The sequence below is a fragment of the Methanobacterium congolense genome (assembly GCF_900095295.1).
Classification (GTDB): Archaea; Methanobacteriota; Methanobacteria; order Methanobacteriales; family Methanobacteriaceae; genus Methanobacterium_C; species Methanobacterium_C congolense.
Window position 1 is genome coordinate 232,233 of record NZ_LT607756.1, and the last position, 25,406, is coordinate 257,638.

Annotated in this window: 27 protein-coding genes; 15 read left to right on the plus strand and 12 right to left on the minus strand. The window is 38.0% G+C overall.

Features of this window, described 5'->3' with window-relative positions:
• Nucleotides 1-88 precede the first annotated feature (88 nt).
• From MCBB_RS01055 to MCBB_RS01100, 10 genes are all read right to left on the minus strand, one after another.
• Nucleotides 89-805, minus strand: a complete 717-nt coding sequence (locus MCBB_RS01055) for an MJ0144 family RNA dihydrouridine synthase-like protein (protein ID WP_071905875.1) — start codon at nt 803-805, stop codon at nt 89-91.
• A 223-nt stretch (nt 806-1,028) separates the two neighbouring features.
• Nucleotides 1,029-1,793, minus strand: coding sequence for a GTP cyclohydrolase III (locus tag MCBB_RS01060; protein WP_071905876.1), 765 nt, complete (start codon nt 1,791-1,793; stop codon nt 1,029-1,031).
• Nucleotides 1,790-2,695, minus strand: coding sequence for a 2-phospho-L-lactate transferase (gene cofD, locus MCBB_RS01065; protein WP_071905877.1), 906 nt, complete (start codon nt 2,693-2,695; stop codon nt 1,790-1,792). Before cofD ends, MCBB_RS01060 begins: the two co-directional genes overlap by 4 nt.
• Before the next feature lie 64 nt (nt 2,696-2,759).
• Nucleotides 2,760-3,521, minus strand: coding sequence for a coenzyme F420-0:L-glutamate ligase (locus tag MCBB_RS01070; RefSeq protein ID WP_071905878.1), 762 nt, complete (start codon nt 3,519-3,521; stop codon nt 2,760-2,762).
• 158 nt (nt 3,522-3,679) lie between these two features.
• Nucleotides 3,680-4,285 (minus strand): IMP cyclohydrolase, encoded by a 606-nt coding sequence (locus MCBB_RS01075; protein WP_071905879.1) that lies wholly within the window; start codon nt 4,283-4,285, stop codon nt 3,680-3,682.
• Between the two features lie 160 nt (nt 4,286-4,445).
• A complete protein-coding gene (locus tag MCBB_RS01080; protein ID WP_071905880.1) occupies nt 4,446-4,841 on the minus strand; it encodes a biopolymer transporter ExbD in 396 nt (131 codons plus the stop codon).
• Between the two features lie 27 nt (nt 4,842-4,868).
• A complete protein-coding gene (locus tag MCBB_RS01085) occupies nt 4,869-5,708 on the minus strand; it encodes a MotA/TolQ/ExbB proton channel family protein (RefSeq protein ID WP_071905881.1) in 840 nt (279 codons plus the stop codon).
• 7 nt (nt 5,709-5,715) lie between these two features.
• On the minus strand, nt 5,716-6,327 hold the full coding sequence (gene rnhB / locus MCBB_RS01090; RefSeq protein ID WP_071905882.1) for a ribonuclease HII: 612 nt from the start codon (nt 6,325-6,327) through the stop codon (nt 5,716-5,718).
• Nucleotides 6,328-6,709: 382 nt separating this feature from the next.
• A complete protein-coding gene (locus MCBB_RS01095) occupies nt 6,710-7,786 on the minus strand; it encodes a rod shape-determining protein (protein ID WP_071905883.1) in 1,077 nt (358 codons plus the stop codon).
• Between the two features lies 1 nt (nt 7,787).
• Nucleotides 7,788-8,417 (minus strand): hypothetical protein, encoded by a 630-nt coding sequence (locus MCBB_RS01100; protein WP_071905884.1) that lies wholly within the window; start codon nt 8,415-8,417, stop codon nt 7,788-7,790.
• A gap of 725 nt (nt 8,418-9,142) precedes the next feature.
• Between MCBB_RS01100 and MCBB_RS01105 the strand changes: the two genes are divergently transcribed.
• The 15 genes from MCBB_RS01105 (at nt 9,143) to sucC (ending at nt 22,822) form a co-directional block, all read left to right on the plus strand.
• A complete protein-coding gene (locus MCBB_RS01105; protein ID WP_071905885.1) occupies nt 9,143-9,859 on the plus strand; it encodes an archaetidylserine decarboxylase in 717 nt (238 codons plus the stop codon).
• A 49-nt stretch (nt 9,860-9,908) separates the two neighbouring features.
• Nucleotides 9,909-10,625 (plus strand): archaetidylserine synthase, encoded by a 717-nt coding sequence (locus MCBB_RS01110; RefSeq protein WP_231916426.1) that lies wholly within the window; start codon nt 9,909-9,911, stop codon nt 10,623-10,625.
• On the plus strand, nt 10,615-11,994 hold the full coding sequence (locus MCBB_RS01115) for a DUF515 domain-containing protein (RefSeq protein ID WP_071905887.1): 1,380 nt from the start codon (nt 10,615-10,617) through the stop codon (nt 11,992-11,994). Before MCBB_RS01110 ends, MCBB_RS01115 begins: the two co-directional genes overlap by 11 nt.
• A gap of 283 nt (nt 11,995-12,277) precedes the next feature.
• Nucleotides 12,278-13,000 carry a class E sortase gene (locus MCBB_RS01120; RefSeq protein WP_071905888.1) on the plus strand — a complete coding sequence of 241 codons (723 nt, stop codon included), beginning with the start codon at nt 12,278-12,280 and terminating at the stop codon, nt 12,998-13,000.
• A 135-nt stretch (nt 13,001-13,135) separates the two neighbouring features.
• Nucleotides 13,136-13,510: a dihydroneopterin aldolase family protein gene (locus tag MCBB_RS01125; RefSeq protein WP_071907942.1), complete on the plus strand. Its 375-nt coding sequence runs from the start codon at nt 13,136-13,138 to the stop codon at nt 13,508-13,510.
• 127 nt (nt 13,511-13,637) lie between these two features.
• The gene (locus tag MCBB_RS01130; protein ID WP_071905889.1) at nt 13,638-13,886 is read left to right on the plus strand and encodes a hypothetical protein; all 249 of its coding nucleotides are present in this window, start codon (nt 13,638-13,640) and stop codon (nt 13,884-13,886) included.
• Nucleotides 13,887-14,252: 366 nt separating this feature from the next.
• Nucleotides 14,253-15,644, plus strand: coding sequence for a DUF4013 domain-containing protein (locus MCBB_RS01135; protein ID WP_071905890.1), 1,392 nt, complete (start codon nt 14,253-14,255; stop codon nt 15,642-15,644).
• Nucleotides 15,645-15,681: 37 nt separating this feature from the next.
• Nucleotides 15,682-16,464, plus strand: a complete 783-nt coding sequence (locus tag MCBB_RS01140) for a GIN domain-containing protein (protein WP_071905891.1) — start codon at nt 15,682-15,684, stop codon at nt 16,462-16,464.
• Nucleotides 16,465-16,649: 185 nt separating this feature from the next.
• The gene (locus MCBB_RS01145) at nt 16,650-17,642 is read left to right on the plus strand and encodes a hypothetical protein (RefSeq protein WP_071905892.1); all 993 of its coding nucleotides are present in this window, start codon (nt 16,650-16,652) and stop codon (nt 17,640-17,642) included.
• 57 nt (nt 17,643-17,699) lie between these two features.
• Entirely contained in the window at nt 17,700-18,506 is an 807-nt protein-coding gene (locus MCBB_RS01150) for a DUF5518 domain-containing protein (protein ID WP_071905893.1), read from the plus strand.
• A 281-nt stretch (nt 18,507-18,787) separates the two neighbouring features.
• A complete protein-coding gene (locus tag MCBB_RS01155) occupies nt 18,788-18,997 on the plus strand; it encodes a 4Fe-4S dicluster domain-containing protein (RefSeq protein ID WP_071905894.1) in 210 nt (69 codons plus the stop codon).
• Complete coding sequence (locus MCBB_RS01160; protein ID WP_071905895.1) at nt 18,987-20,111, plus strand: 2-oxoacid:acceptor oxidoreductase subunit alpha; 1,125 nt, start codon at nt 18,987-18,989, stop codon at nt 20,109-20,111. The genes MCBB_RS01155 and MCBB_RS01160 overlap by 11 nt, the downstream gene beginning before the upstream one ends.
• Before the next feature lie 175 nt (nt 20,112-20,286).
• Nucleotides 20,287-21,153 carry a 2-oxoacid:ferredoxin oxidoreductase subunit beta gene (locus tag MCBB_RS01165; RefSeq protein ID WP_071905896.1) on the plus strand — a complete coding sequence of 289 codons (867 nt, stop codon included), beginning with the start codon at nt 20,287-20,289 and terminating at the stop codon, nt 21,151-21,153.
• Between the two features lie 3 nt (nt 21,154-21,156).
• Complete coding sequence (locus MCBB_RS01170; RefSeq protein WP_071905897.1) at nt 21,157-21,714, plus strand: 2-oxoacid:ferredoxin oxidoreductase subunit gamma; 558 nt, start codon at nt 21,157-21,159, stop codon at nt 21,712-21,714.
• 1 nt (nt 21,715) lies between these two features.
• Nucleotides 21,716-22,822, plus strand: a complete 1,107-nt coding sequence (sucC, locus tag MCBB_RS01175; protein WP_071905898.1) for an ADP-forming succinate--CoA ligase subunit beta — start codon at nt 21,716-21,718, stop codon at nt 22,820-22,822.
• Between the two features lie 306 nt (nt 22,823-23,128).
• On the opposite strand, the gene MCBB_RS01180 is transcribed toward sucC, so the two are convergent.
• Nucleotides 23,129-24,211 carry a hypothetical protein gene (locus tag MCBB_RS01180; RefSeq protein ID WP_071905899.1) on the minus strand — a complete coding sequence of 361 codons (1,083 nt, stop codon included), beginning with the start codon at nt 24,209-24,211 and terminating at the stop codon, nt 23,129-23,131.
• 317 nt (nt 24,212-24,528) lie between these two features.
• The gene (locus MCBB_RS01185; protein WP_071905900.1) at nt 24,529-25,401 is read right to left on the minus strand and encodes a DUF1002 domain-containing protein; all 873 of its coding nucleotides are present in this window, start codon (nt 25,399-25,401) and stop codon (nt 24,529-24,531) included.
• Nucleotides 25,402-25,406 lie beyond the last annotated feature (5 nt).

Consider the following 25,406-nt stretch of genomic DNA (forward strand, 5'->3'; position numbering starts at 1 on the left):
ATCACTAATTATAATGAATATATATTCTTAATTTGATGGATCATTTATATATATTTTAATTTATATTGATTCCTATTTAATTTTGACCCTACAAATCCTTCAGATCGAATTTTAGAATTCCAGACATTGCAGCCCTTGCAATGGATATTCCATCTGCACCTGCAGCCCGCATATTCCTTGCAGACTCCATATCAACGATTGAATTGTTACCTATGATGAATATGTCAGTTGCATTCCTGATGGAATGTACCAACTCGTAGTCTGCAGTGTTGTATCCTGGTTTCATTGCATCGATGTGGAGGTAATCTGCACCTGAATCTTCAATGGCACGTGCGATCTCCAGATCATCAACACCAGGCACGTTTGCCCGTACCTTAACAGAAACTTTGCTCCTGCCCTTCTTCACAACATGGGATATGAACTCATGAAGTCTTTCTGGATTCCTTAGTAAGCTCTGACCGCAGCCTGATTCAACAAGCTCTGGCTGTCTGCAGTGTGCGTTGATCTCAACAACGTCCACACAGTCCAGTTTTGATATGGGGATCAGTGGTTCTGGAGAAACTGCCCTGAGGTTAACTGACACAAGACCATCCCATGGATTCCCATCTCTGATAACCTTAACCTCTTCCTCGATGTGGGATGGAAGTTGGGATGGCTCAAAATCAAATTCTGGCCTGCCCCTCTGGAGTATTTTACGCCCTGCCTCTGCAGAAATATCATCTGCACTGTAACCTCCAAGGGTGAGCATGTCAAAGCCGTAGGAAGACATCTTTCTGCAGAATCTGCCATGACTTATACCTGCCATGGGTGCTAGTACTTCAATAGAACCACCTGACTGAAAATAATAAGTTGAAGAGCCTATAAATTAAAATATATCTAAATAGCTCTTATTTTTTTAATCATTATTTTTATTTTCATTTTTATGCAAATTTTCTTCTATTAAATCATTTGATCAAAGGATAGTTAAGATTAATAAAAGAATAAAAAAAATTTAGGCCTGGTTTTTCAACCTTTCCTTAAGGTATCAGTTATCCCTGCGTATCCTTCATAACATGAACCAGGTTGTAGGTGAAACCACCTCTTATCTCCTCAAGTCCAAGATCTGCAAGGTTTGCAGCTTTTTCAGCGCTTGGTGCTTTTCCAACACCGGCTTTAAGTGTTATGTTGATCTCGTCCTCAATTTCCTCTATGATCTTGAGAAGACCCTCAGGTGTGAGTCCGTTGCATGGGGACATGAAGTTGTCTCCACCTATGAAGAATAGAAGTGAACCCTTTTCAATCAATTTTTTCATTAAAAAGTGCTGAACACGATTCACAATAAAATTAGTATCATATGCAGGTATTATATCTGTTAGGGTATCTGTAATACCGTTTATATCGATATGTGCAATTTGAACGAAGCTTTCTTCCTTCTTGGCAAGACTGTCTATTGCAAGTATTTCCTTTCTTTCCTCGGACTGAGCCCCTCCATAGTTCTGAAGAGCTGCAGTTGCCTTGCTCTGTGCATCGTATGGTGTTTCTGCTGCTGCAACACCCATACTGACTGTTATAGGGTATCTGTTACCAATGGATTTCTGAATCCTGCGGTGATCTTCAATATCAACGCCGTTTGTCACCGCTAGCATGTTATCAAACCGGGTGAAAAAAACAAGACCTCCTTTTGCTGCAAATTGTCTTTGAAGGTCTGCATATAGCTCTGATTGCAGTATCTGAAGATCTGCTTCTGCCCTTGGTGTAGGAGTTACGGTCCATGGGCCGTAGTTATCAATCTGAATTAAAGTCATTTGAATCATAAAATTTCACCCAAAATACTTCTGGCTAACATCACTTTATCCCCGATGTTTCTCATGTTTGTTTTTGTTACAACAACATCTGATATTAGTCTTTCTATTTCTTCCTTGTAATTAACATCTTCAACATCAATAATAAATCTGTCTAAAAAGTCGCAGTAAAGAGAAGCGACACCGTAACATGAAACCTCATATCCAAGTGCACCCATGAACTTCGCTGCAGGACCACTTACCGGAGAACCTCCAATTATTGGAGAAACTGCAGTAACATGTGCCTTTTTAAGTGCATCAACAACACCATCCATTGAAATTATGGGTCCTATGGATGTAACTGGATTTGAAGGTCCTATGACAACTGTATCTGCCTCTTCAATGGCCTCGATGAGTCCAGGTGATGGTTCAACAGTGTTGTACTGGATATCAAGAACTTCTGGTTTCCCGGATCTCTCAATGAGGAATTCATGAAATTCCATATCTCCCTCATCTGTTACGATGTTTATATGTGAATCCTGGTTGCTCATTGGTATGATACGGGATTCAATGCCCATGGCAGTTCTCTGAATGTCAACCGCTGTTGAAAGTGGATACTTTTCCATGAGAAGTGTTTTTTGTATCTTTGTTGCCCTGTCTCTGTCACCGATTCTGAGGGTTTCAGGACATTTGATCTCCTTTAAAGTTTCATGTGTAATAAATGTATCACCTTCAATTCCATACCAGGTCTCTTCATTTATAAGACCTGCAAGGGTGTACATCACGGTGTCTATGTCTGCTGCAACATAAACGCCTGAAAAATAGGAGTTTTCAAGGGTGTTAACAATTACGTTAATCTCTTCAGGGTTCAAAATCTGTGTAATGCCCTGTATGAGCTTAGGGGTCCCTGTTCCACCGGAAAGTATGGTTATCATTGTGTCATTCCATTCAAGTTATATCTACCGTAACATTCATCTTTCAAAACCCATGCTAAGGATTTCATCTGAAAACATCATACTTCTTAGGTCTTATGAGCGGTTTTACATTTGCAGAATCAGTTTTCAATGTTTTGAAGTAATCAACACCCCTTATTAGGACCACAGGAATTCCCTCATCTGCCTGTCCCATTAATATTGAAGCTGCAGCTGCAAGTTCATCTGCAACAGCTACACTTGTGGTTTCAAGTTCTCTACCGTAGAGATCCTTCTCTCCACGTCTGTCCCAGAGTGGGAACATACCGGAAATTCCAATTGCTGTTCCAATGGCCCCTTCACGGAAAGCCCTTCCCTGGGTGTCTGAGATTATAACTGCAACCTTGCATCCTGTCATTTTTTCAATTTTCTCCCGCACTTTCCGGGCACTCACATCTGGATCTGCAGGCATTGGTGTTGCAAGCCCCTCATCAACATTTGATTCATCTATCCCTGCATTGGCACACACAAATCCATGTTTAGTCTCGGATATTATGAAATCAGGACCAACTTTGATGATCTCATTTGATTCACTGATTATCGCCTCTGCAATCTCAGGAGTTTTCCCAGTTTTCTCTGAAAGTTCAAGTGCAAGTTCACTTGGCTTTAAACTTTTGAGATCGATTATGTTTCCTTCAGATTTTGATACTATGGTCTCTGCTACAACCAGAACGTCACCATCATTTATTTCAAGATTTTCTGCATCCAAAGCATCCAATATGATATCTGCAATGTTGTTTCCTTCCTTTACAATGGGTATGCCTGGTATTCCTATGAGATTCAATTCCATTCTAACACAACTCATGATTTTTAAATTCGCTGATTAACTTTTGATTAATGATTTCACAATCAGAAATTAACTTTCAACATTTTTATTCAACCATTTTTAGTAAAAAATTAAATTTTTAATAAAATTTTTAATAATAAACTAACAATGTTTCAAGATTTTTATACAGAACCTATGTTCCATTTCCCATCCTTTATGAAAACTGCAGCTGATGTCACAGGGTTTGTGAACTCTGCAAATTTGCCTCCATCCATTATGAACTGGGCTGCATCCTCTGCATTTTCTGCTTCAAAGTCAACGTATGCCGGGCGGGTCTGTTCGTAGGTGGATATGTAAACTGATTTTCCCTCTGGAACCTTTTCAACGATAACATCGTCATGGGTCACTATTCCGATGTAGGAACCCTCCTCTGGAGACACTGCACATGCTATCCTTGGAGTGTTGTAATCGTCCTTCTCGTAATCCATTGCAATGAGTGATAAGGCAATAGAATCCCTCACGTTCATTCCAGATGCTATCTTTTCTGCTATAACATCTGTGTGAGAACCATTGGTAACCACTGCAACGTCTCCAACTATCCTGACACAGTTGTAGGCTATGTAAGGATTTTGGAATACGTCCTTCTCATTTCCCTCTGTGGGAACTATTGAAACCCTTTTTTCAAAGGTTTTTGCCATTCTGTTTGGGAAGGAACGGCTTGAAACTCTGTATGCTGCGAATTTTCCATTTTTTGTACTTCCAACTGCAACTATTCTTCCAAGGTACATAAAATCACCATCCATACTTTTTTTTAACATTTTAATTAATTCCATGAATTTAATCAGGTCCACTAACTTCAGTTCAGTATTGAACTTAATCTGATCCCTTAGTTAAAGAAATTATGGGCATTTGATGAATCCTCAACCCATTAAAATTCAATTTAACCCCTCATGATTGAGGGATGCTCACAGCTTTATCAGGGGGTATGTTTGAGGGGGATGTGATTATTATGGTTCCTTCCTTGGCTTTTATTATTATCTCCCCGTAATCTATGACATCTCTATGAACAGCAATGGCATCGTTTTTTATGTCCTTTGACATGTCCACACCGTTGACTGTAACATTTTTAAGACCCGTGACAGGTATCAAATAATATTGAGATGTTCCGTCTGTCTGACTTACCTGAGGCTTACCTGAAACTGAACCCGTATCTACAGCCTGGAAACTGCTTGTAACCATCAAAAATATGAGGATGGTGAAGATAACATCTATAAGTGGAACTAGATTAACTCTTGCCTGTTTCTGCCGCATTTTGTTCCGGTATCTTTGGGTGTCAAGGGTCATGTAAGTCCTCCTCATTATTTTTGTATTTCACTGTCTCAGTTTGCTTGTCACGATTTTCACGTTGCAGTTGCATTTTTCCCTTATGATGTTGTTTATGCTCTTTTCAAGCATGTTGGGGTTTATGGAGATCCAGATATTTGCCTCTGAATCCAGGAGTTTTCTGACTTCAACCACACCATTGGATTCCTTGAGTGCCTGAACAGCATCATCGATCCCTGAATCCACATTTATCTTCATCTCTGCAGTTCGCCAGTTGGTCATCTTCTTGGCTATCTCGATTTTATCCAGTTCATCCTCTATCTTACCGTTGATGTAGGAGTAAAGGGGTAATGTGATTATTGCAACTGCCAGACCTGCTATGGTTGTTATGAGGGCTACATATATGCCCTCAGCCATTGCTGTGGCGTTGGCATTAACTCCCAATGCTTTGAAGGTGTACCACATACCCAGAACAGTTCCTATAAGTCCAAGGAGGGGTGCAATTTCGATTATGGTTCGGATGCTGTCAAGTCCTTTGGTCATCCTTCCCATTTCAACGATGAAAACTCTTTCCATTGCATCTTCGACCTCACTCTTGCTCCTGTAGCCGATCTTAAGGGCTTCTGAGATGATCTTTGAGAGGGGATTTTGATACTTTCCTATTGAGCGTAAAGCCTCCAGTGAACCTCCATTCTCCATTGCATCATTCACAACTCTCATTATCTGCGGTAGATCCACCTTGGATATCTTACGCAGGTAATATATCTTCTCGAATGAATATATAACGCCGTATAATCCGATTATGGTGATTAGGTAGGTTATAAATCCTCCACTTTTGAACATTTCCATTATGGTTGTGAATCCGCTGGTAAAGAATTCGTATATCATGTTTACCTCATTTCTTCATTTTTGACACGGTTGACCAGGATCTTCTCACAAAATCTGGCATTTCATCGTAGGGTATTTCTTTGAGAAATGCAATGGTTGTGGGATCACTGGGATAACCTGATCCAATATTTGGAAACTCCTTTCTAAGGTTGGCTATTGCTTTATCCCTTTCAACCTTCGCAACTATTGATGCTGCTGAAACAAGGGTGTACTTATCATCGGCCTTGTGTTCTGAAACAACCTCAAGGTTCTCCCTGTAACCTTCAACCTCAGACTTCAGCCTCTCAGGCTTTACATCCATGGAGTCGATTATGACTTTATCTGGTTCTAACTCGCCTATGATCTTTTTTATGGCTATCTTTTCAATCTCGTTAAGGTTAACATCCTTTGATCTAAGAAGATCTATATCCTGGGCAGTTATTTTAACAGGACAAAATTCTGCAATTTTACGTATTTTCCTTGCAAGTATGATTCTTCGCTTTGGAGATAACTTTTTAGAATCCCTCAATTTGAGTCTTTCCAGGTATTTTTCCCTTTCCTCTTCTACTGCCACTCCACACACAACCAAGGGGCCAATTACAGATCCCCTTCCTGCTTCATCTATTCCTGCTACCTTCATTTTATTGTCCTTTTTTTAATAGTTACAACTTTTGAGGATGTGGTTCATGGATTTACAACATAATGTAAATGTTTCGGATCCACGTAATCCCATCAATTTTTTAAGATCAGTTCAAACTTCAATTAATAATACTTAACAATGTTCTAATGGGATTTTTTCAGTCCCATGGTTTAAGTTTGGTTTAAAATAGTTTAAAGGAAGTGGTTTAAATAGATTTAGCACGGGTTCAGGGACGTGTGATGTGATGAACTTGAAGTACTGGAAATTTAAAATTAACTCCAACGATAGTTCCATCTACAAAATTTAATACAAAAAGAAGCATTCAATTAAAACTTAAAAATAAATAAAATAAATAATTATTTCAATTAAATATTGGAAATAATTATTTCATAGCTTTTAAACGGACTTCAGGTTCGAGTGCCCTTGGTTCTGCAGCTACTATTGCAGCACCTTTAGCAACAACAGTCATTGGGTCGTCTGATATTTCTACAGGAACTCCAACTTCCTCATATATCCTGTCTTTTAAGCCTCTAAGCTGTGATGTTCCACCAACAACAACTGTTTTGTTGTAAACCCCGGATATGAGTTCAGGGGACATTCTTTCAAGTACCACTGCTAATGCTTTGATTAAATTCACAACTATTGGTTCTGCAGCATCTGCAACAAGTTTTGAATCTATTTCAACCTTTTTAGGCTTGTTGGTTTCCATGCATTTTCCAATGGCTGATGTGGTAAGGTTCTCCATGTCTGCACTTGAATGAACCAGTCCAACTTCTATCTTAGCGTTTTCAGCTTCGTGAATGCCTATTTCAACGTTGAAAAGTTCCTTTACCCTGTCAACTATGTTGTTGTCTATGTCATCTCCACCGTTTCTTATGGTTTCGATGTCTGTGATTCCACCAAGGGAGATCACAACGATGTCACTGGAACCTGCTCCAAGGTCTATGACCATGGTACCTGATGCCTCTGCTATTGGAAGACCTGCACCTATTGCTGCTGAAAGTCCTTCACTTATTACAAGAACGTAGTTTGCGCCTGCTTTTTTACCGATATCCTCAACTGCGCGTTTTTCAACTTCTGATGCATCTCCAGGAATTCCAACAACGATCCTGTCTATTGAGTCCATGGATTCTCCGGAGCCCTTGTCCATTGCATAGACTAGAAGAGCTTCTGCCTGGGCTATACTTTCTATAACTCCCTTTCTGAGTGGCCTTACAGCTATGATATCTTCAGGTGTTCTTCCGAGCATTGCTTTAGCTTCTTCACCAACTGCAAGTACATATGATGGTTCTTCCTTTTTAACAGCTACCACTGAGGGTATTTTGTATAAATCGAATTTGTCTCCAGATGGTTTTGCAACCACAGTATTCAGGGTTCCTAAATCAATTCCTAAAGTACTTGTTAATGCTTTTTTCTTTATTTCTCCAGTTTCTTCCTTTTTTCCAAATAAATTGAACATTTCAGTCCTCCTCTAAAAATTTGTCGAATTCTATTACAAATATTTTGTTTAATTTCGCAATTTCTTTGATTTTTTTGATGTAATCTTCAGTTGTTGATACTAAAACCGTTGAAAGAGCAACATCTGCTATTTTAAACAGCGGATCAATTGTGTTTCTGATAAAAGTAGGTAACTTGTTGGTTAGGTAAACATCAGTTTCTATAAATCCTGTTGTTTGATCTTCGAGTAAAAATGAAAGTTTGACCCTGTTCTTTTCACAGTCTCCCATGAACTTCTTAACTGAGTCTTCAGGCCCCACTGTTAAAAGGAGGTTGGATTCATTTATAGCGTAGTAAGGTGCTATTTTAATGTAAGCCCCTCCATTTTCTTTACATATCCAGCTTAGTTCCCTTATTTTATCTAGATCTCCGTAGATCAGTATGAAATCAAATTTCTTTGTTACGAATGATTCTTTAGTGGTTATATGCTCTCTGCAGAGGATTTTAGCCCTATTTTTATCTTTTATAGCTGCATATGCAACATTATTGACCATTTCTTCGTTTCCTGCGATTACACACCATATTCTATCTGAATTCCTCATTGTAGAAACTTTAGCAGCTTTCCTCAAGGTTTTAATCTTATTCTCTATCATCAATACCCCTTCTTCATGGTGCAATAATTTTTAGGATAGACTCAATTGAATGTTAAAAAGTATCTGTTGATTTTTGTACATTTTAAAATCATTTCTAGAATTATCTCCACAATAATTCACTGTAAAGTTTATCCAATATTTTTTGTTAAGATTCCATTTACAAATTTATTCATTTAAATTTATTCCCAAATTGTATTCAATTTTTCTGATTTATTCAGTAACATTCACTTAAAAATAAATCATTTCTAAATCATTTCTTAACTAAGGCAACATATCAATATGATCAATGAAGACCTTAGAAATCATTTTATAAGAAAATGAACCCTTATGAATCTATGATTGAATTTGATTCATAAAATTGATCTAGTTTATAAATAAACTGTTGTGACATTATATAAAACTATAGAATATCAAAATTGTAAAATTAATAGATGCTAACGGTCTCAAATAGTTACTTGGGATTGTTTTTGTTTAAAACCTTTTATATATTCTGAGTAACGATTCACTATAACCTACTGTTTAATATTTTGTTACAAGCAAATGCAAGTATAATGATCCATAAACCTAAAACTTCAGTAGCTTCATTAAAACTGGATCGAGTGAGTTGCTGAAGGGGTAATACCTATACATGAGTACAATCTAAGTACAATTTACAGTACAACAGTACATATTAAATAATAATCAATTGTTTGAATAATCATTTTTTTTGATTGATAGTGATCACCATGTTCGTGGAAGGAACCTATAAAAAAGTGGGAATATTATTAACAATAGCAGTTTTACCTTTCTTATTTGGTTATGTTATTGTGACTTTTATCTTGTTTTCGGCTATAGCATTTTTAATGCAGTTTTTCAGAGATCCGAGGAGGGAAATACCTTCAGCTGAAGGAGTTGTTGTTGCACCTGCAGATGGAAGGATATTCACCGGTCGTATAGATAAAATCGAAAGGGTTGATCGTGACTATCCTCTTATGGAACATCTTTTAGAGGAGGGAGAGATGGGTGTTCGTATAAGTACATTCATGTCCCCATTCGATGTGCATGTGCAGCGGACACCCCTTTCAGGCGAAGTTGTGAAGACTAAGTACTGCCCTGGAAAATTTAGGATGGCATGGAAAAACGTTGAGAAGGAAAATGAAAAAAACTTAATAGTTATAGATTCAGATTATGGGAAGGTGGGAGTAATTCAGATAGCAGGTTTTGTAGCCCGAAGAATAGTTCAATATGTTCAACTGGGCGATAAACTTGAAATAGGGGACAAGCTGGGTATGATAAGATTTGGTTCCAGGGTGGACCTCATATTGCCCTATGGTAAATTTGATATCAAGGTCTCTGAAGGTCACAGACCCAAGGCTGGAGAAACCATCATGGCGGAACTCATCGAAAATGTCATGCTGGAATTGAATCAAAAACCAGAAAAAGTAACTCCTGAAACTACTTAAACTAAGACATGAATCATAAAAAGGATTTTAAAGGAGTTTAATTATGAATATGAAGGATTTTATTTCTTATGCAGATTTTGTTTCCCTAGGAAATGCTTCTTTTGGATTTTTATCCATTGTAATGGTCATGTCAGGGAATCTGATTCTTGCAGCAAAGTTTATGCTCATTGCGGTGATATTTGACTCGTTAGATGGTTGGGTTGCCAGACACACAAAAGGGGTTGATGAGTTTGGATTTGGAAAAAATATTGACTCACTGGCAGATGTGATATCCTTTGGTGTTGCACCTGGAATGCTTTTGTATTCTGCATGCGTAACATATTCCATACCATACATTAATATACTAGTATCTCTCCTAATAGTTATATGTGGGATATTAAGACTTGCAAGGTTCAATGTACTTGCAGATTTAACTGCAAATTCAAGTGGGGATAAATTCGTTGGTCTACCTATACCATCGACGGCATTGATTCTTGGATCATTTTATATCTCAGGAATATTTCAGATGGACTTGGCACTGGTCATGATGATGGTGGTATCTTTGTTCATGATAAGTACAGTTGAGTATCCAAAATTTAAGGGCGCGCTGGTTGTTGCAGTAGGTAGTATCCTAATAGTTTCAACATGTTTGCCCCAGAACATTCTCTCCATAATTGCGTATTTCCCTGCAAAGATTTTGTTTGTCCTTGCAGTAACCTATTTATTAGCAGTGCCGGTTATGGATTTATACGCCAATCTTCGTAGAAGTGGTCCAAATGTTAGATAAAATACTAGGAAAAAAGGATAAAGATAAAAAAGACACCCCTGATCTCCGTAAAAATGGGAAAAAGTCCGAGTCTGACATGGGGGGACGACTCAAGGACATGATGGGTAAGGTATCAGGGAGCAATGAAAAAGGTAACTCCTCCAGTGATCTGGGTGAAAAACCTTCCAACGATAAAAAAATACCAAGGCCCATGCCCCGACCTAAAAAGAAGCCTCTGGACTCTAAACCTAGGTTAAAACCTCCTGAAAAGAAATCTTCAGGTTTGGGAGGTTTCGGTGGAGGTGGCGGATTTGGAAGGAAAGTTCCAGATGATGACCAGAAAACCCTGGTTGGTGCAGCAGTCTTTGGTGTTGTACTCATAGTTGCTGCTGTGGTACTTTACTACTTCATGTTCTATGCACCTTACCAGGATACGCTTAACAGCGCTAAAATGGAGAAGTACAACGAGGTTAACTCCTACTTCAAAGGAGGTTTAGCATCTGATCCAAAGAAACAGATACTTTTGGCTGAAATCGATAGCAGTGTTACTCCGGATCAGGTACTGGCAGTGGATGTCCTTGGACCTGCAACAACGTCCTGGAGAACGTATCAAAACCAGCAGATCAACAATAAGAAGGATGCCTACAACAGGGTTATGATAACGTATACCGCTACAAATACCTCGACAGATCAAACTTCTGATGGTGTGAAGGATCGTATGATGAACACTACTGCTGCCCAAGAGGTTGTTAATGAAGCAGATGCAGCTGTTTTGTCCAACATGGATATTGAAACACCAGATACAATTGCAGTTCCAATACTCGTTTCCAGACTTCAGGCTGCAGGAGGCCTTGTCACTGTGGGAAACACAGTTGATGTCTACCTCAGAACCAATGCTTCAAGTGGTGGAAATGAGACCAACACGAGTACAAGTACCAGCCCTGAAATCAGTGGAGCAACAGTTCTGGCAATTCTGAGGTCGAGTAGTACGGGAACCATTGATGCTAACCTGACACAGGCACAGGTGACTGCAGCTGCAGCTGCTGCAGCATCAGGAAATGCATCTTATGGAGAGTCAGCAGGCGCAGGATATTCAAACTCCAAATCTGTTCAAGTAACAAATGTACAAGAACTCCTAAAGGCTGCAGCATCCAGAACATGGAATCAGAATCAAATAACTTCCCTGTTAAATTCCTATGGTTGGAGGTTATCTGACTATGAGATGTTGTCCAATACAGGAGAACTTGATGCTCAGTACATGTTACTCCTCGAGGTTCCAAGGGACAAAGCTCCGTTCTTGATACAGAACATGGACAGTATAATCCTGACAGTTCCAACTCAAGCAGCACCAACATGGATGATCACTGAGCTTAAAGCGATCTACAACTGATAGGCTGTTTAAACTGGCTGTTAACATTAACAGTCAGTTAATAATATTTTTTTAACACTCTTTTTTGAATTAAGGCATCTAATTATTATAAACTCCTATTTTAATAGGTTTTTAGCTTATATCCCTTTAATAAGTTATATTTCTGTTTTGAACTAACTCTTGACTGAAATTGAAATTAACTCCCGAATTCTGGATTGATCCTTGTGAAAAATTTTGACGTGTTGTTTATTTTTTTTAAAATGAATCAAAGGTTTCTTAAATAGGACTTTCATAATTATTAACCATGAAAATTTCAACAATCTTCGTTGTGATGGGACTTTTCATAATTTCACTCTACTGCATCGTGGAGGTGAACTACTATGCCTCAGCTCAGGAGGTAACCCGTAACCTCTCAGACACACCCTACCTGAAAATATCTGAGATAGGTGTTGATCAACCCATAAACAATAAATCAGTAAACTACGGTGTTTACCATGAACCTGCATCTTCAAAACCTGGAGAGGGCACGGTTGTTCTTTTTGGCCACAGAACCCTCCATGGTTCACCATTTCTCAGGCTCAACGAGCTTAAGGCTGGGGACAACATAACCCTTGAATGGCCAGGGATAGGCAACGTGGAGTACACGGTTATCAACTCAACGATAGTTCCAGCTTCCTACCGACTATCCGTGAAACAGGGAAAAGTACTGTTCTTAATAACATGTTATCCCCTGGGATCATCAGCTCAAAGGATGATAATAGAGGCAAAACAGGGTAAGATATATCCAATACAGAAAACCGAGACAAAACCTCCGGACAACCCTGAATATGCATTCCTCATAATGGCTGGTTTTTTTGCAGTCGGAACAATACTGAGCTATCTGTACCCTGTTAAAGGAGATAAAATTTTGATATTTGCAGCAACAGTCCTGTTCACCTTGCTCCTTGTTCTAGGATATTTCTACCAACCCCTTCCAGATGCTGTTGGATCGGGATTATCCTGGATGAACGGTCTCTTGGGTGCTTAGATTTTTGGATTTGGTTTTTTGGGGGATGCAACAGAAAATTCACATCCCCTTTTTTCTATTAATATCATAGGTGTTTGAATGAAAGAAAACTCAAGGAAATTGGATACAAATTTGAATACAGAAGCTGTGGATGAGATAGATGTGGATTCCAAGTATTTCAGTAACATTTCAGAGCGGGAGCGGGCAATATTTGAGGGTGCAATAACTATGGGGGCGTTGTTCCATCAGTTCGTGGGGACCCCTGTTAGTATCCGAAGTGCCAGTTCCCTTGAAAGATCCATAAAGGATGCAATGGAACTCCAACCATGTATAAACCGGTTAGAGGTTACCATAAACAGAGACACGCTCCACGCAGTTGAAAATGAATACGACTACATATCCCTGACCGGTGAGATGCTGGATGTCCGGGTTTGGGCGGTTTACGGTAACAAAGAGGTGGTTGTCAGGCTGAAGTACGTTGAAGAACTTAACTACCCTCTCATGTACGTTGAAAATATTGGAGAAGTTTGAAACAAGGGGAATTTTGATCTCTAATTCATCACATACTACTTTTTAAAATTATTGAATTGTAAATCAATATAAAGAGAGTTTATTAAAAAGAATTGATAGTTGTCAATTTTTATGGGAGGATGATTAAATGGAGGATACCAATACTAACAAAGAAGCTGGAACCGATAAGGATTACACCGCTGATGAAATATACCATGACCTTAAAAAGGATTATGACGGTGTTGAGAATGTTACGATCAAAGATAGGAATGTTTTTTGTGTTTATGCAGATGATGATACGTTATGGCAGATATTTGAGGATATAATGGATGGAGTTAAGAGTATAGAGTTCAATGCTGGTGCCAATGAAGCTCATTACCTTGAGATTATTCCATGAAACTATTTTTTGATTTTTTCATTGAATCTTATTTTGAACTTCTCAATTCGGAATTTTATCCTCACTTTTTTTAATATTGAAATGAAGGTTTATACATGCTAATTACTTCTCTTTTTTTAAAAGCTTTGGTGATTATTTGAATTAAACATCTAAAGATTTCTATTGGATTTTAAATCTTTTTAAACTTGATTAATAAAGAAATTATTTTTAAAGAATTAATAATATCCTCTTATTTTTAAAGAATATCCTGAAAATAGTTCTATGGATGCTTTCACCAGGTTATGTATGACTAAAATAGAAAGTATTAAATATTATTTTGTTATGTTAATATAATATTGATTTTAATTGTTTACAGGTGTAATACTCATGAAGATTGGGGAAATAGTAAAAAATTCCATTAAATATCCGTTTTCAGATTGGAAGAAGCTTTTGATGTTTGGAATCATTGTAATGATGAGTAGTTTAAATTATATTTTTGAATCTATGGGTGTTCTCCAATCTGAAGGTATTACTCTGATCTTATTACCTATTTCATGTCTTTTTGGATTAATATTCGGGTTATTTGTGTATGGGTATGAGATCAGAATTTTTAAATATTCTTTAGCTGGTTTTGAAGAACTCCCAAACTTTAACAATGGCTTTGACTTGTTTGTAGATGGTATTAAAGTCTTCGTGGTTTCTATTGGTTATATACTTCCCCTTATCTTGATTGTAGTAGTTGGCGGATTATTTTTAGGTTTAACTGCGGGTATTATAGGGCATAATGTTGTAATACTTCTTGGAATCTTAATTTTAGTTGTAATTTTTTATTTGATTGCAATTTTTCCGGTATTTTTAATGGCATTGGCGAATATGGCATTTTATGATGATCTTGGGGCAGCATTTGAAGTCCATGAAATATTCAAGAAGATCTCTAATATTGGCTGGTTTAATCTTGTAAAATTGTATATAATCAATATAATAATCTGTTTAGTTGTATCAATCATCGGGGCTTTAATTGTAAGTATTTTCGATTTAATCTCTCTTAAAATTATAGGCGCTTTATTTATCATATTAATCGTAGTTCCTTACATAGAGATTTACATTTACAGATCCGTAGCATTATTCTATCTATCTGAAGATCAGGGATACTTAGTCTGTGAGAAATGTGGAGGATACTACCAGTTACAGTCAGGGGAGTCTCCTGAGGATTTCAGTGATACGTGTGAGTGTGGTGGAAAGCTAAAATTTGTTCAGGATTTAAATGATAACTCGGCAGAGGATACAATTTCTGAAAAACAGAACTTTAAGGATAAGTTGAAGTCTTTGTTAAATAATAAGTGGAATTTGGCGTTTATTGGGGTTTTAATTTTGGTTATTTGTTTGGTGGGCTTTACATCAACACAAAAAGCAGTTGTTACAAATAGTACATTGATTGGAACTTATAATGTAGGTGATATAAATCCCGTTAATGGTACTGTTATTACTGCAATACCTTCAGGAACATCAAAAATTAGAATGGAATATAATTTATCGTGGACACAACCAATTGCAGGTAATAGTGGACTTACTATCGAAGGATATAATGTTAATGTAACAAATGAAAATTTAATTTATCAGGATAACAGTTTAATTTACTACAAAGTGCTTTCCTTAGATAAAAATGATAAAAATAAAACAGGCACTTTATATTTAGACGGTTCTTCGATTAAATGTCTTGTAATTTCACAAGCTGGAGTTAACGGCACTATCAAAATTTATTCAGAAAAAACAGCCTGACAATTCAAAATTATAAAAAATAAAGATGGCATAAGAAATGAAAAATTATATTGTAATATCCATCCTGATTTTAGTAGTTATATTTGTTTCTGGATGTATTGGAACTGGAAGTTATGGTTATATTAATGAAACAGGAAATCTTAGTGAGTTTGATCATATTGTAGTAAGTGGGACGGCTCCCAATCATCTTATAGTAACTCAAGGTGATAAGGAATCTCTTGCGTTTGAAGCTGGAAGAAATGAAATATCAAATGTAAAAACAGGAGTAATCAACAATCAGTTATATTTGAACTCCACTACTCCGGTCACATATTATGTAACAGTAAAGGATATAAATTCCATTGAATTGATGGGACCTGGGCCTGGAAATATGCAGTCCAGTAACCTAAAACTTAACAATTTGGCCATTAAAATTAACAATGGGGCTTGTAACATAACTAATATAAATGTTAGCAACCTCACTCTCAGTGGCGAGGGATTTTATGTTACGAACGTAACGACAAACGATTTAACAATTAACGCATCCTCTTGTAATATAACTGATTTGACAGCTAACAACCTTTTTATTAGTGGTAGGGGAATTTATATCTCTGGAAAAGCCACTAATCAAAAAGCAAGTATTCATGGAGCGTATAACGCAACTAACTTGATTAGCAAAACAGCTACTATTTCTGTTGATGGATCAGGAGATGCTACCATTCGCGTATCAGATCTTTTAAATGCTATTATTAATGGTCCCGGAGACATCTATTACATAGGTAATCCTAAAATAACACAGCAAATAAACGGCCCCGGTATTATAATGCAGATACCGGGATAATTATTAGTCCATCACTGCCTTAATTGAGGTGGAATTAATAAAAAGACACTCTCACAATATTCATCAAAAAAAGAACCATATGGGAGAAACAATTCAAAAATAATACATGAACTTAAGATTTTATTTTCTAATTCCTAAAAAGAATTATAAAAAAATAATTTATTAACTGTTGAGAGGTCTTTGGATTGGTTTCTGGTGTGGAAGTTAAGATAAGGAGTGAATCTAGACGTAAAGGTTTGGATCCTGATGAAGTTTTGCAATTAATGCGGGTGCCCTTTGAGTGGACTGGAGATAGTTATTTATTTGATTTTGATTCCATGTCGGTTGAAAAGTTATCCAATTACATTTATTTCATATTTAAGAAGAGAGGTTACAGTTTAGATGAGGGAACTCAAATAGATGGAGTTTATGTTAAGACACGTTTTGGTGATTCATTAGCTTATAAGCGTCTTCCAATTGAGTATAAGTATAAAATTGGAATATATTTAAATGGGAAGAAAACGTGTTTAGAAATTTCCAGAGCGGTTCATAAGGGTTTAATGTCTGCAGACAAAACAATTTATGGAGAAAACTACCTTAACTCTGAATTAAACAAAATAGTTGACCAAATACAATTTTTAAAACCATTAGTTGATGGTTATCTTGTTTGTAACAAATGTGGAGCATACTATGAAGTGCATAAAGATGAGTCCGTAGAAGATTTTCCTGATAAATGTGAATGTGGTGGGAATTTTGAATATATTGCTATGCCTGATTTTCCAGATGAAAAAATTGTAGAAAGGAAAAAAACAAGTCGACCAACAGAATATCTGCGCCCCCCCGCAGCATTAATACTTGTAAGTTTAGCATGTATCACAAGTTTTGTGTACAATACAAGTCAAATACTTACTTTAGGAATTATTGGTTTAGCAGTCAGTATGGTTTTTGCTTTAATCCGTGTTAAAAGCCAAGAATTAATATTAAACATAAGTTCCAGGCGATTACTCTACTTTTTAGTAGCAGTTTTATTTTTTGTGGAAGCTTGGGGATTAGGTACTATGCCACTTCCAACTGATAATTACATTGCAACTACAATAACCTCTTTTTCCATGATTCTAGCCGTTATATTCGGTTTTGGCATGATTTTTAAGATATTTAGTCCAGATAATCCTCGAAATTTTTTAGATCCGCCATTGTAAATGATTTAAATCCGTATATTAGGTACCTATTTATTTAATAAAATAATAAATTCATTTATGTCTTATCTCGTTTGTGATCGTTGTGAGGGTTATTATGAGCTCCAGCCTGGTGAGTCTCCTGAAGATTTCAGTGATAAATGCGAATGTGGTGGACATTTAAGTTACGTTCAGGACTTGGAGGAAGCTGATGGCTTAAATGAAGTTTGTCAGGGTCGTGGTTTTGAACTAAAGAAGCCCATTGTGACAGAAAAGCAAGTTATTTTTAGGATTTTGTTTACTGTGCCTGCAATATGTTTTTTCATGATATGTGCAATTTATGGTGGAAGTGTGCCTTGGGCAGTCCTTAATCAGCTTGTTTTTGAACCTGACTCTGTAACAAATTTTTTTGGATATGTTGAGCTTTTCATAGTTATGTCCATTTTTGCGGGATGCTTTTTGGTGGCGGCTGTTGCACTTTCGTGGAGATTATATGTTAATTATTTAATGGAATATAGAACTGATTTGAGATGGGTGGCAATTGTTATTGCATTTGTGGTTGCGATTGTAATAGGTAGTTTTGGTGAAAGATATTTGGGTGATTTATTTGTTATAGGTCCATTAATTGGTGGATTTGTCGCAGGTTGTATAGTGGGTAAAAGTTACATGGATGGGCTTGTAAATGGAGGATTTCCAGCAGGTATGGCGGGATTTATAAGTATTATAATACTTATATTCTTATTTGGAGGTAGCAATGCTGGAACATCATTTGAAGTAATACTAAGTGGAACTTTAATACTTGCAATCCCCTACTTTATGGCCTTTTTCATTGTTGGCTCAATTGGTGGAATGCTCGGCGCAGGCATAAGAAAAAAGGTCAGTCGCTAAACAATAAATTCATTCAATAATATTTAAAAAAAGTCTTTAAATGTTCTGAATTTTTAATAGGTAACTAAAAGTTGCTGATAAAATCCAAAGTTGGTAATATCATCCATATCAGATCCAATTTTATATTAGAATTTCAAGGATACTAATTTTAATTCACTTATTCATATTGCTTGGATCGTATAGATTGAATTCTACTGATTCTGCATTAATTTTTATATTATTAGGGCTATACATCAATATTGATAAATTTCTATTTAATTACCACAAATTAGGGAATGAATATGATAACCGTTAATGAGAATTTATGTAAAGGATGCAATATCTGCACTGAGTTCTGTCCCAAAAAGGTTTACGAACAGTCAAAAACACCCAATAAAAAGGGTGTGCGTCTGCCAATACCTGCACATGGGGAAAGATGCACCAGATGCGGTACTTGCACTTTAATGTGTCCAGATCAAGCAATAAGGGTGGGTGAAAAGGATGAAGACTGATCAATTCTTTATACAGGGAAATGAGGCCTGTGCCAGGGGTGCCATTAAGGCGGGCTGCAGGTTTTTCGCAGGATACCCAATCACTCCATCCACTGAAATAGCCGAAGACATGGCAATTTTCCTCCCAAGGGAGGGAGGTTCATTCATACAGATGGAAGATGAAATATCTGCCTTAGGAGCTGTTATTGGTGCTGTCTGGGGTGGAATGAAGGCGATGACTGCAACATCAGGTCCGGGATTTTCACTTATGATGGAACATTTGGGATATTCCGTCATGACAGAAACTCCCCTTGTAATCGTGAACATGCAGCGTGGATCACCATCCACAGGCCAGCCAACAAGGGCTGCCCAGGGCGACATGATGCAGGCACGCTGGGGATCCCATGGAGACTATGAAGTGATAACCCTTTCTCCATCATCTGTTCAGGAATGTTTCGATTTCACAGTGGAAGCATTCAACCTGGCTGAGAAGTACCGTGTACCAGTCATGGTCATGGGCGATGAGATCGTGGGCCACATGAGGGAGAAGATCACCATACCCGAACACGTTGACATCACACCAAGGCAAATGCCTGAAGAATCCCCTGAAGATTTCCTGCCCTACAAGGCGGATCCTACTGGAACATCAAAAATGCCGGCCTTCGGTGACGGATACAAGGTACACATCACAGGACTGACCCATGATGAAAGGGGATATCCAGATACATCAAACCCGGAATCCCATTCAAAACTGGTTAGAAGACTTTGTGATAAGATCCTGAAAAACAGGGATGAAATAACCCGTGTAAAAACTGATTTCACAGATGACGCAGATGTTGTGGTTGTATCCTACGGTGCACCGTCAAGATCAGCTCTTACAGCAGTTAAAAATGCAAGGGAAAAGGGTATAAAAGCAGGCTTTGTGAAGCTTGAAACTGTCTGGCCATTTCCCGAAGAAAAACTGATCAACGCAACCCGCAACGCCAAAAGGGTTCTGGTTGTAGAGATGAACCTTGGACAGGTATTTAACGAGGTTCAGAGAGTTCTCAGGGATAAAGAAGTTGAACTCCTCCCAAAGATCGGTGGAGAGATGCATTTACCTGAGGAGATACTTGAAGAAATAAAATCTGATTGAAACTTAATTTAAATAGATCTGATCTAAGAACATCCTCCTTAAATATTCAAATCTAATCTTACAAGCATTTTGAAGACTGAATTTGGAGAATAACTTAAAAATATTAATTTAAGAACAAATTTAAGGATGATGGAGTTAAGGATAATGATAATATATTATATGGAGATGAGATAAGATGGATGAAAAGAAGGAAAGCCGTTTTATGAAGTACCTCCGGAAGGAACGACTTCCAAACATCTTCTGTCCTGGATGCGGAAATGGTATCGTCATGAACGCATTCTTCAACGCCATGGAACTTGCAGAAATTGATTTTGAAAATCTCGTGCTAGTTTCAGGTATAGGGTGTTCATCACGAATACCAGGATATGTGAAGTGTGATTCACTCCACACAACCCATGGAAGACCAATATCATTTGCAACCGGACTGAAACTTGCAAATCCTGATTTGGATGTTGTTGTGTTCACAGGAGATGGTGATGCAGCAGCAATAGGTGGAAACCATTTAATACACGGTGCAAGGAGGAACATAGATCTGACCGTTATCTGTATAAACAACAGCATATACGGTATGACTGGTGGGCAGATAAGTCCAACAAGTCCCAGGGGAAGTTACGGAAGTACTGCACCATATGGGGCAATTGAAAGGCCATTTGACCTTTCAGGACTCGTGAAAGCAGCTGGTGCAACCTACGTTGCACGGTGGACAACAGCAAATCCTTCAATGCTTTCCTACTCCATAAAAAAAGGTTTACAAAATAAGGGATTCTCATTTGTTGAAGCAATGTCACAATGTCCAACTTACTTCGGACGTAAAAATAAGATGCGTTCACCCATTGATATGCTGAACTGGATGAAGGAAGCCAGCATATTTAAAAAGCAAGCAGAAGAACTTTCTGAAGAAGAACTTGAAGGAAAAATTGTTATAGGGGAACTTCAGGATAAAACAGAACCTGAATTTTCAGAAAAACTCTGCAAGCTCATTGCAAATAAATGTCAAAGTGGAACTCCCAAATCCGTTAAGTCAGCTTACAAGGAGGACTAGAAGATGCGTAAAGACATAAGAATAGCTGGTTTTGGAGGTCAAGGCATAATACTTACAGGGATAGTTATAGGGAAAGCTGCAGCTCTTTACGATGGAATAAATGCGGTTCAAACTCAATCTTATGGTCCTGAGGCCAGGGGTGGAGCTTCAAGAACTGAAGTTGTAGTAAGTGATGAAGATATAGACTATCCAAAGGTCCAAAAGCCAGATATCTTTGTTGCACTGTCCCATGAGGCATTGATGACTTACCTTGATGATCTAAAGGATGGTGGCACGTTGATAGTAGATCCCGACATGATAATTGAGGAAGAAGTTCTGCCATTCGTTGAGGAGCACAACATAACGTTCCACAAAGCACCTGTAACCAGAACAGCTGAGGAAGTTGTTGGATTGAAGATCGTTGCAAACATAGTGATGATAGGTGCAATAGCACGGATAACAAAGGTCATATCTGAAGAAGCAGCCCGACAGGCAGTGGCAGAAAGTGTTCCACCAGGTACTGAGGATAAGAACCTTGCTGCATTTGATGCAGGAACAACGCTAGTTGGGGAGGAGGATTAACTTGAAGATTCACGAGTACATAGCTAAAAAAATATTCCAGGTGGAGGGAATTCCTGTTCCTAAGAGTATCGTTGCAGAAAACCCCGAAGAAGCACAAAAAGCCGCTGAAAAAATAGGAAAACCTGTTGCAATCAAATCTCAGGTGCTTGTAGGTGGTAGGGGTAAAGCTGGTGGAATAAAATTTGCAGAAACACCCTCTGAAACTTACACTGTAGCAAAAAGCCTTCTCGGGTCTGAGGTGAATGGAGAACCTGTAGATATAGTCCTTGTTGAAGAAAAGCTCAACATCCAATCAGAATTCTATGTCAGTGTTGTTCTGGATAGGTCAACCAAAAAACCCCTGGTACTGGCAAGTCTTCAGGGAGGTATGGATATCGAGGAAGTTGCCAAGAAAAACCCTGAAAAAATCATAAGATACCCTTTAAATCCTCTTGAAGAGTTTTTACCCTACCAGGCAAGGGAAGTTGCCATTAAAATGGGTGTTCCAAGCAATCTGATATCCCAGGTTGGTTCCATAATATGGAAACTTTTCCAGGCATTCCATGACTACGATTTAACAATAGCTGAGATAAACCCCCTTGTATTTACCGGGAAAGAACTTTTTGCAGCTGATGCTAAATTTGAAGTGGATGATGATGCATTCTACAGGCAAAAACGGCTTGCAGAACTTGAACATGTGCACAAACCTGAATTTGCCTACGTTAAACTCAAGGGGAATATTGCAGTTATTGGAAATGGTGCAGGTCTTACACTCAGTGGAATGGACATGTTACACCTTTACGGAGGTAAACCTGCCACATTCCTGGATATAGGTGGTGGTGCATCTGAGGAAAGTATCGCAAAGGCATTGAACATAGTTATTTCGGATGAAAACGTCAAAGTAGTCTTTTTAAATGTTCTTGGAGGTATAACAAGGGCTGATGATGTTGCAAGGGGTGTTCTTGATGTTATGAACTCTTCGAGCCGTAAAGTTCCAATCGTTATACGTTTGACCGGTACAAATGAAGAGGAAGGTCAGAAAATACTTGCTGAAGCAGGCCTCTCATTTGAAACGTCCATGGAAGAAGCAGCAAGAAAGGCGGTTGAAATCTGCAGGTCAATGACCTGAACTTAAGTTCATTTTTAACTTCAACCGTCCCTTCCATTTTAGCCCAAATCTTTTCTTGCATTTATTTTAAAATAACTCCAATATTTCATATAGTTTTGCAATGACTTTGCACAATTTTATAAGCTACTACTGCTTATATTAAGGAGTTCACCTGATCATTAGGATTAAGCCTAAGAAGTATGTATCAATGTTTTGAAATAGGTTCTTAGATCCCCCTTTAAACACTTTTTTCTTAATTAACTATACAAAAAAATTCCTTTTTAAAAGTTCGAAAAAAGATTTAAAAAAAGATTTGATTTAATTAAATCAGACTCTGGTTTTAACGTTGACAATATGGGCCATGACCAGTGCTGAAAGCAGCATGTAGGTTATCATTGCAGCTCCATTGATGGTTCTGTTGAAGAGGAACAGTCCTATGAGTGTCTGGCATATGAATGCTGTGAGGGCACCTATTAAGAGTGCTTCACGGCCAAGGTATCTTCTGCTACCATTTTTACGTGTGGTTCTATATTTTCTGAGTATGTAGAATCCTGTGAACATCACAAGGAGACACCAGCCCATGAAGAGCATCAAACTTCCGTATCCAAAGTCGAATGCTATTCCAAATATTCCAGGGAGCATGTAGTCTATTACGTCCTTTTTTGTAACCAGCACTCCAAAGAAGAGTGGAAATGGCAATGTAAAGAAGTTTATTAGGTTCATTGGAAGGGATACATAACCATCGGATCCTCCGAGGCAGTTGGCTCCCCAGTAACAGGATCCCTGCACGTGTCCCCAGAAGGTCGTGTTGTGAACCACCATGCTGAGACTGGGCATTGCATTATCTTCGATACGTGAAATTCTCAGGAGCGGGCTTAACACAGCTTTGTTGAATATCCTAGAAAGGATTTCAAGCACTCCAAAGCTTCCAATTGCCGCAATTAAAACTGCTATAACTCTTTTTGGTGTGATTTGAGAGGTTCTTTTGAAACTTTTGGACATTATGATGGTTCCAATGATCCATCCGAGGAACCAAAGCAGCAGAAATGATCTGTGCATGAGACCTCCTGCAATGGCTATGACAAAGAAAAGGATGTAGGAAATTGCTTTAATGGATGATGATTTAATGTCCACTTCACTCAGGAGACTTGCAGATGCAGCAAGTGTTACCCATCCAAAGACAGCCAGTGGTCCGAAGGGGTGGGTGAATTCATGATGCGAGAGAAAGGGTAAGAACAGGCAGATTGTATCCACTCCGAATACCAGCGCCAATAGGGCAGTTAGTAAGAGAGAGAGGAATAAAACCATACTCAATGGAATGGTTATTACATTGAAAAAGAGTAATACTCCCACGTGAATCATTATTGCAACTTCCAGTATGAACTGAAGATGGTTTTGAGCTATGAGCATGTTTATCACTATAAATCGCTATTAAAATATGATATTTTAAACTAAAGGTTTTAAATAAAGGATCATTTTTTGATTTTTTTAATGCGTTACTGATATTATAATTACTAGTTTCACAGTTTTAAATTATCCTTGTGAGGACATAGTATCTATAATTTTTTCATGAATTAAAATGATTGATTTATTCTGTTCATTTATTAACATAGTTCATTCAATTCACATTCTTTTCAGCATAACCTCAATTCTTTGTGATTTCCAGTATCTACTAATTGCTGGAAAATATTTAGAAAGAAATATTTAAAAAAAAGGAGATTCAGTGATCACAGGCTTTGACCTGAGATAACCCCTGATAGGTAGTCGTACAGTCCCTGGAGATAGTTCCATATCTGACTCAATATTCCACTCGCTTGGCTTGCTTGGTCTGTAACACTTTGAAGTTGATTCTTAAAATCTGTAAGGCTTGATTGGGCCTGTAGGGAACCTGCAACTGCATCTGCAATTTGCTGGGCCTGACTATCCGTTAGGTTGATGTTCATGTTGTTTGCAATGTTCACGACTATGATCTTGATCTGAGTAGCATTTTGGGTGTTCTGTTTCTGTGCTTCGGTCTTCACCTTATCGAAGAGGGTTGCAATGTTATCTCCACTCTGTCCTGTTTGGTTGGCTATCTGTGTTTCAGTGTAAAGTTCTTCAGTAGCTGCCTTTTTTGCCTGTTCCGGTATTGAAGTTCCAACTGCAATTTCATAGGATTTGAGGACGCCTGCAAGTGCTGATTCACCTGAAGCACTGACTGGTGAAGTTACAACAACGTAACCATTTTCTATTCCCGTTGATTTAAGTGCGTTGGCGTACATCTTAGGGGTCACCGTGGTTATCTTACTCTTATCAACTACGATCTTGATTCCATTGGAGTAGCTGAGATCCACCATTGCACAGGAGTATATCTGACTCGAGCTGTAGGTTTTTCCTGTAACTCCCTTGGACACTGCATTCACCTCAGAGGCAGTGATAACCTTTGAAGATGCATCAGTGAGGTTTTTATCTGTATGGGACTGGAAGTAAGTTGTAACTGAATTCTTCCAGGCTTGGTTTGAGTAGGTTGCCTCACCGTAGGTCACTGCAAATCCAGAAGTAGCGTATATGGGACTTAAAGATACGAGTATTAAAATCAATCCAACCAGTAGTTTTTTCATGTTAA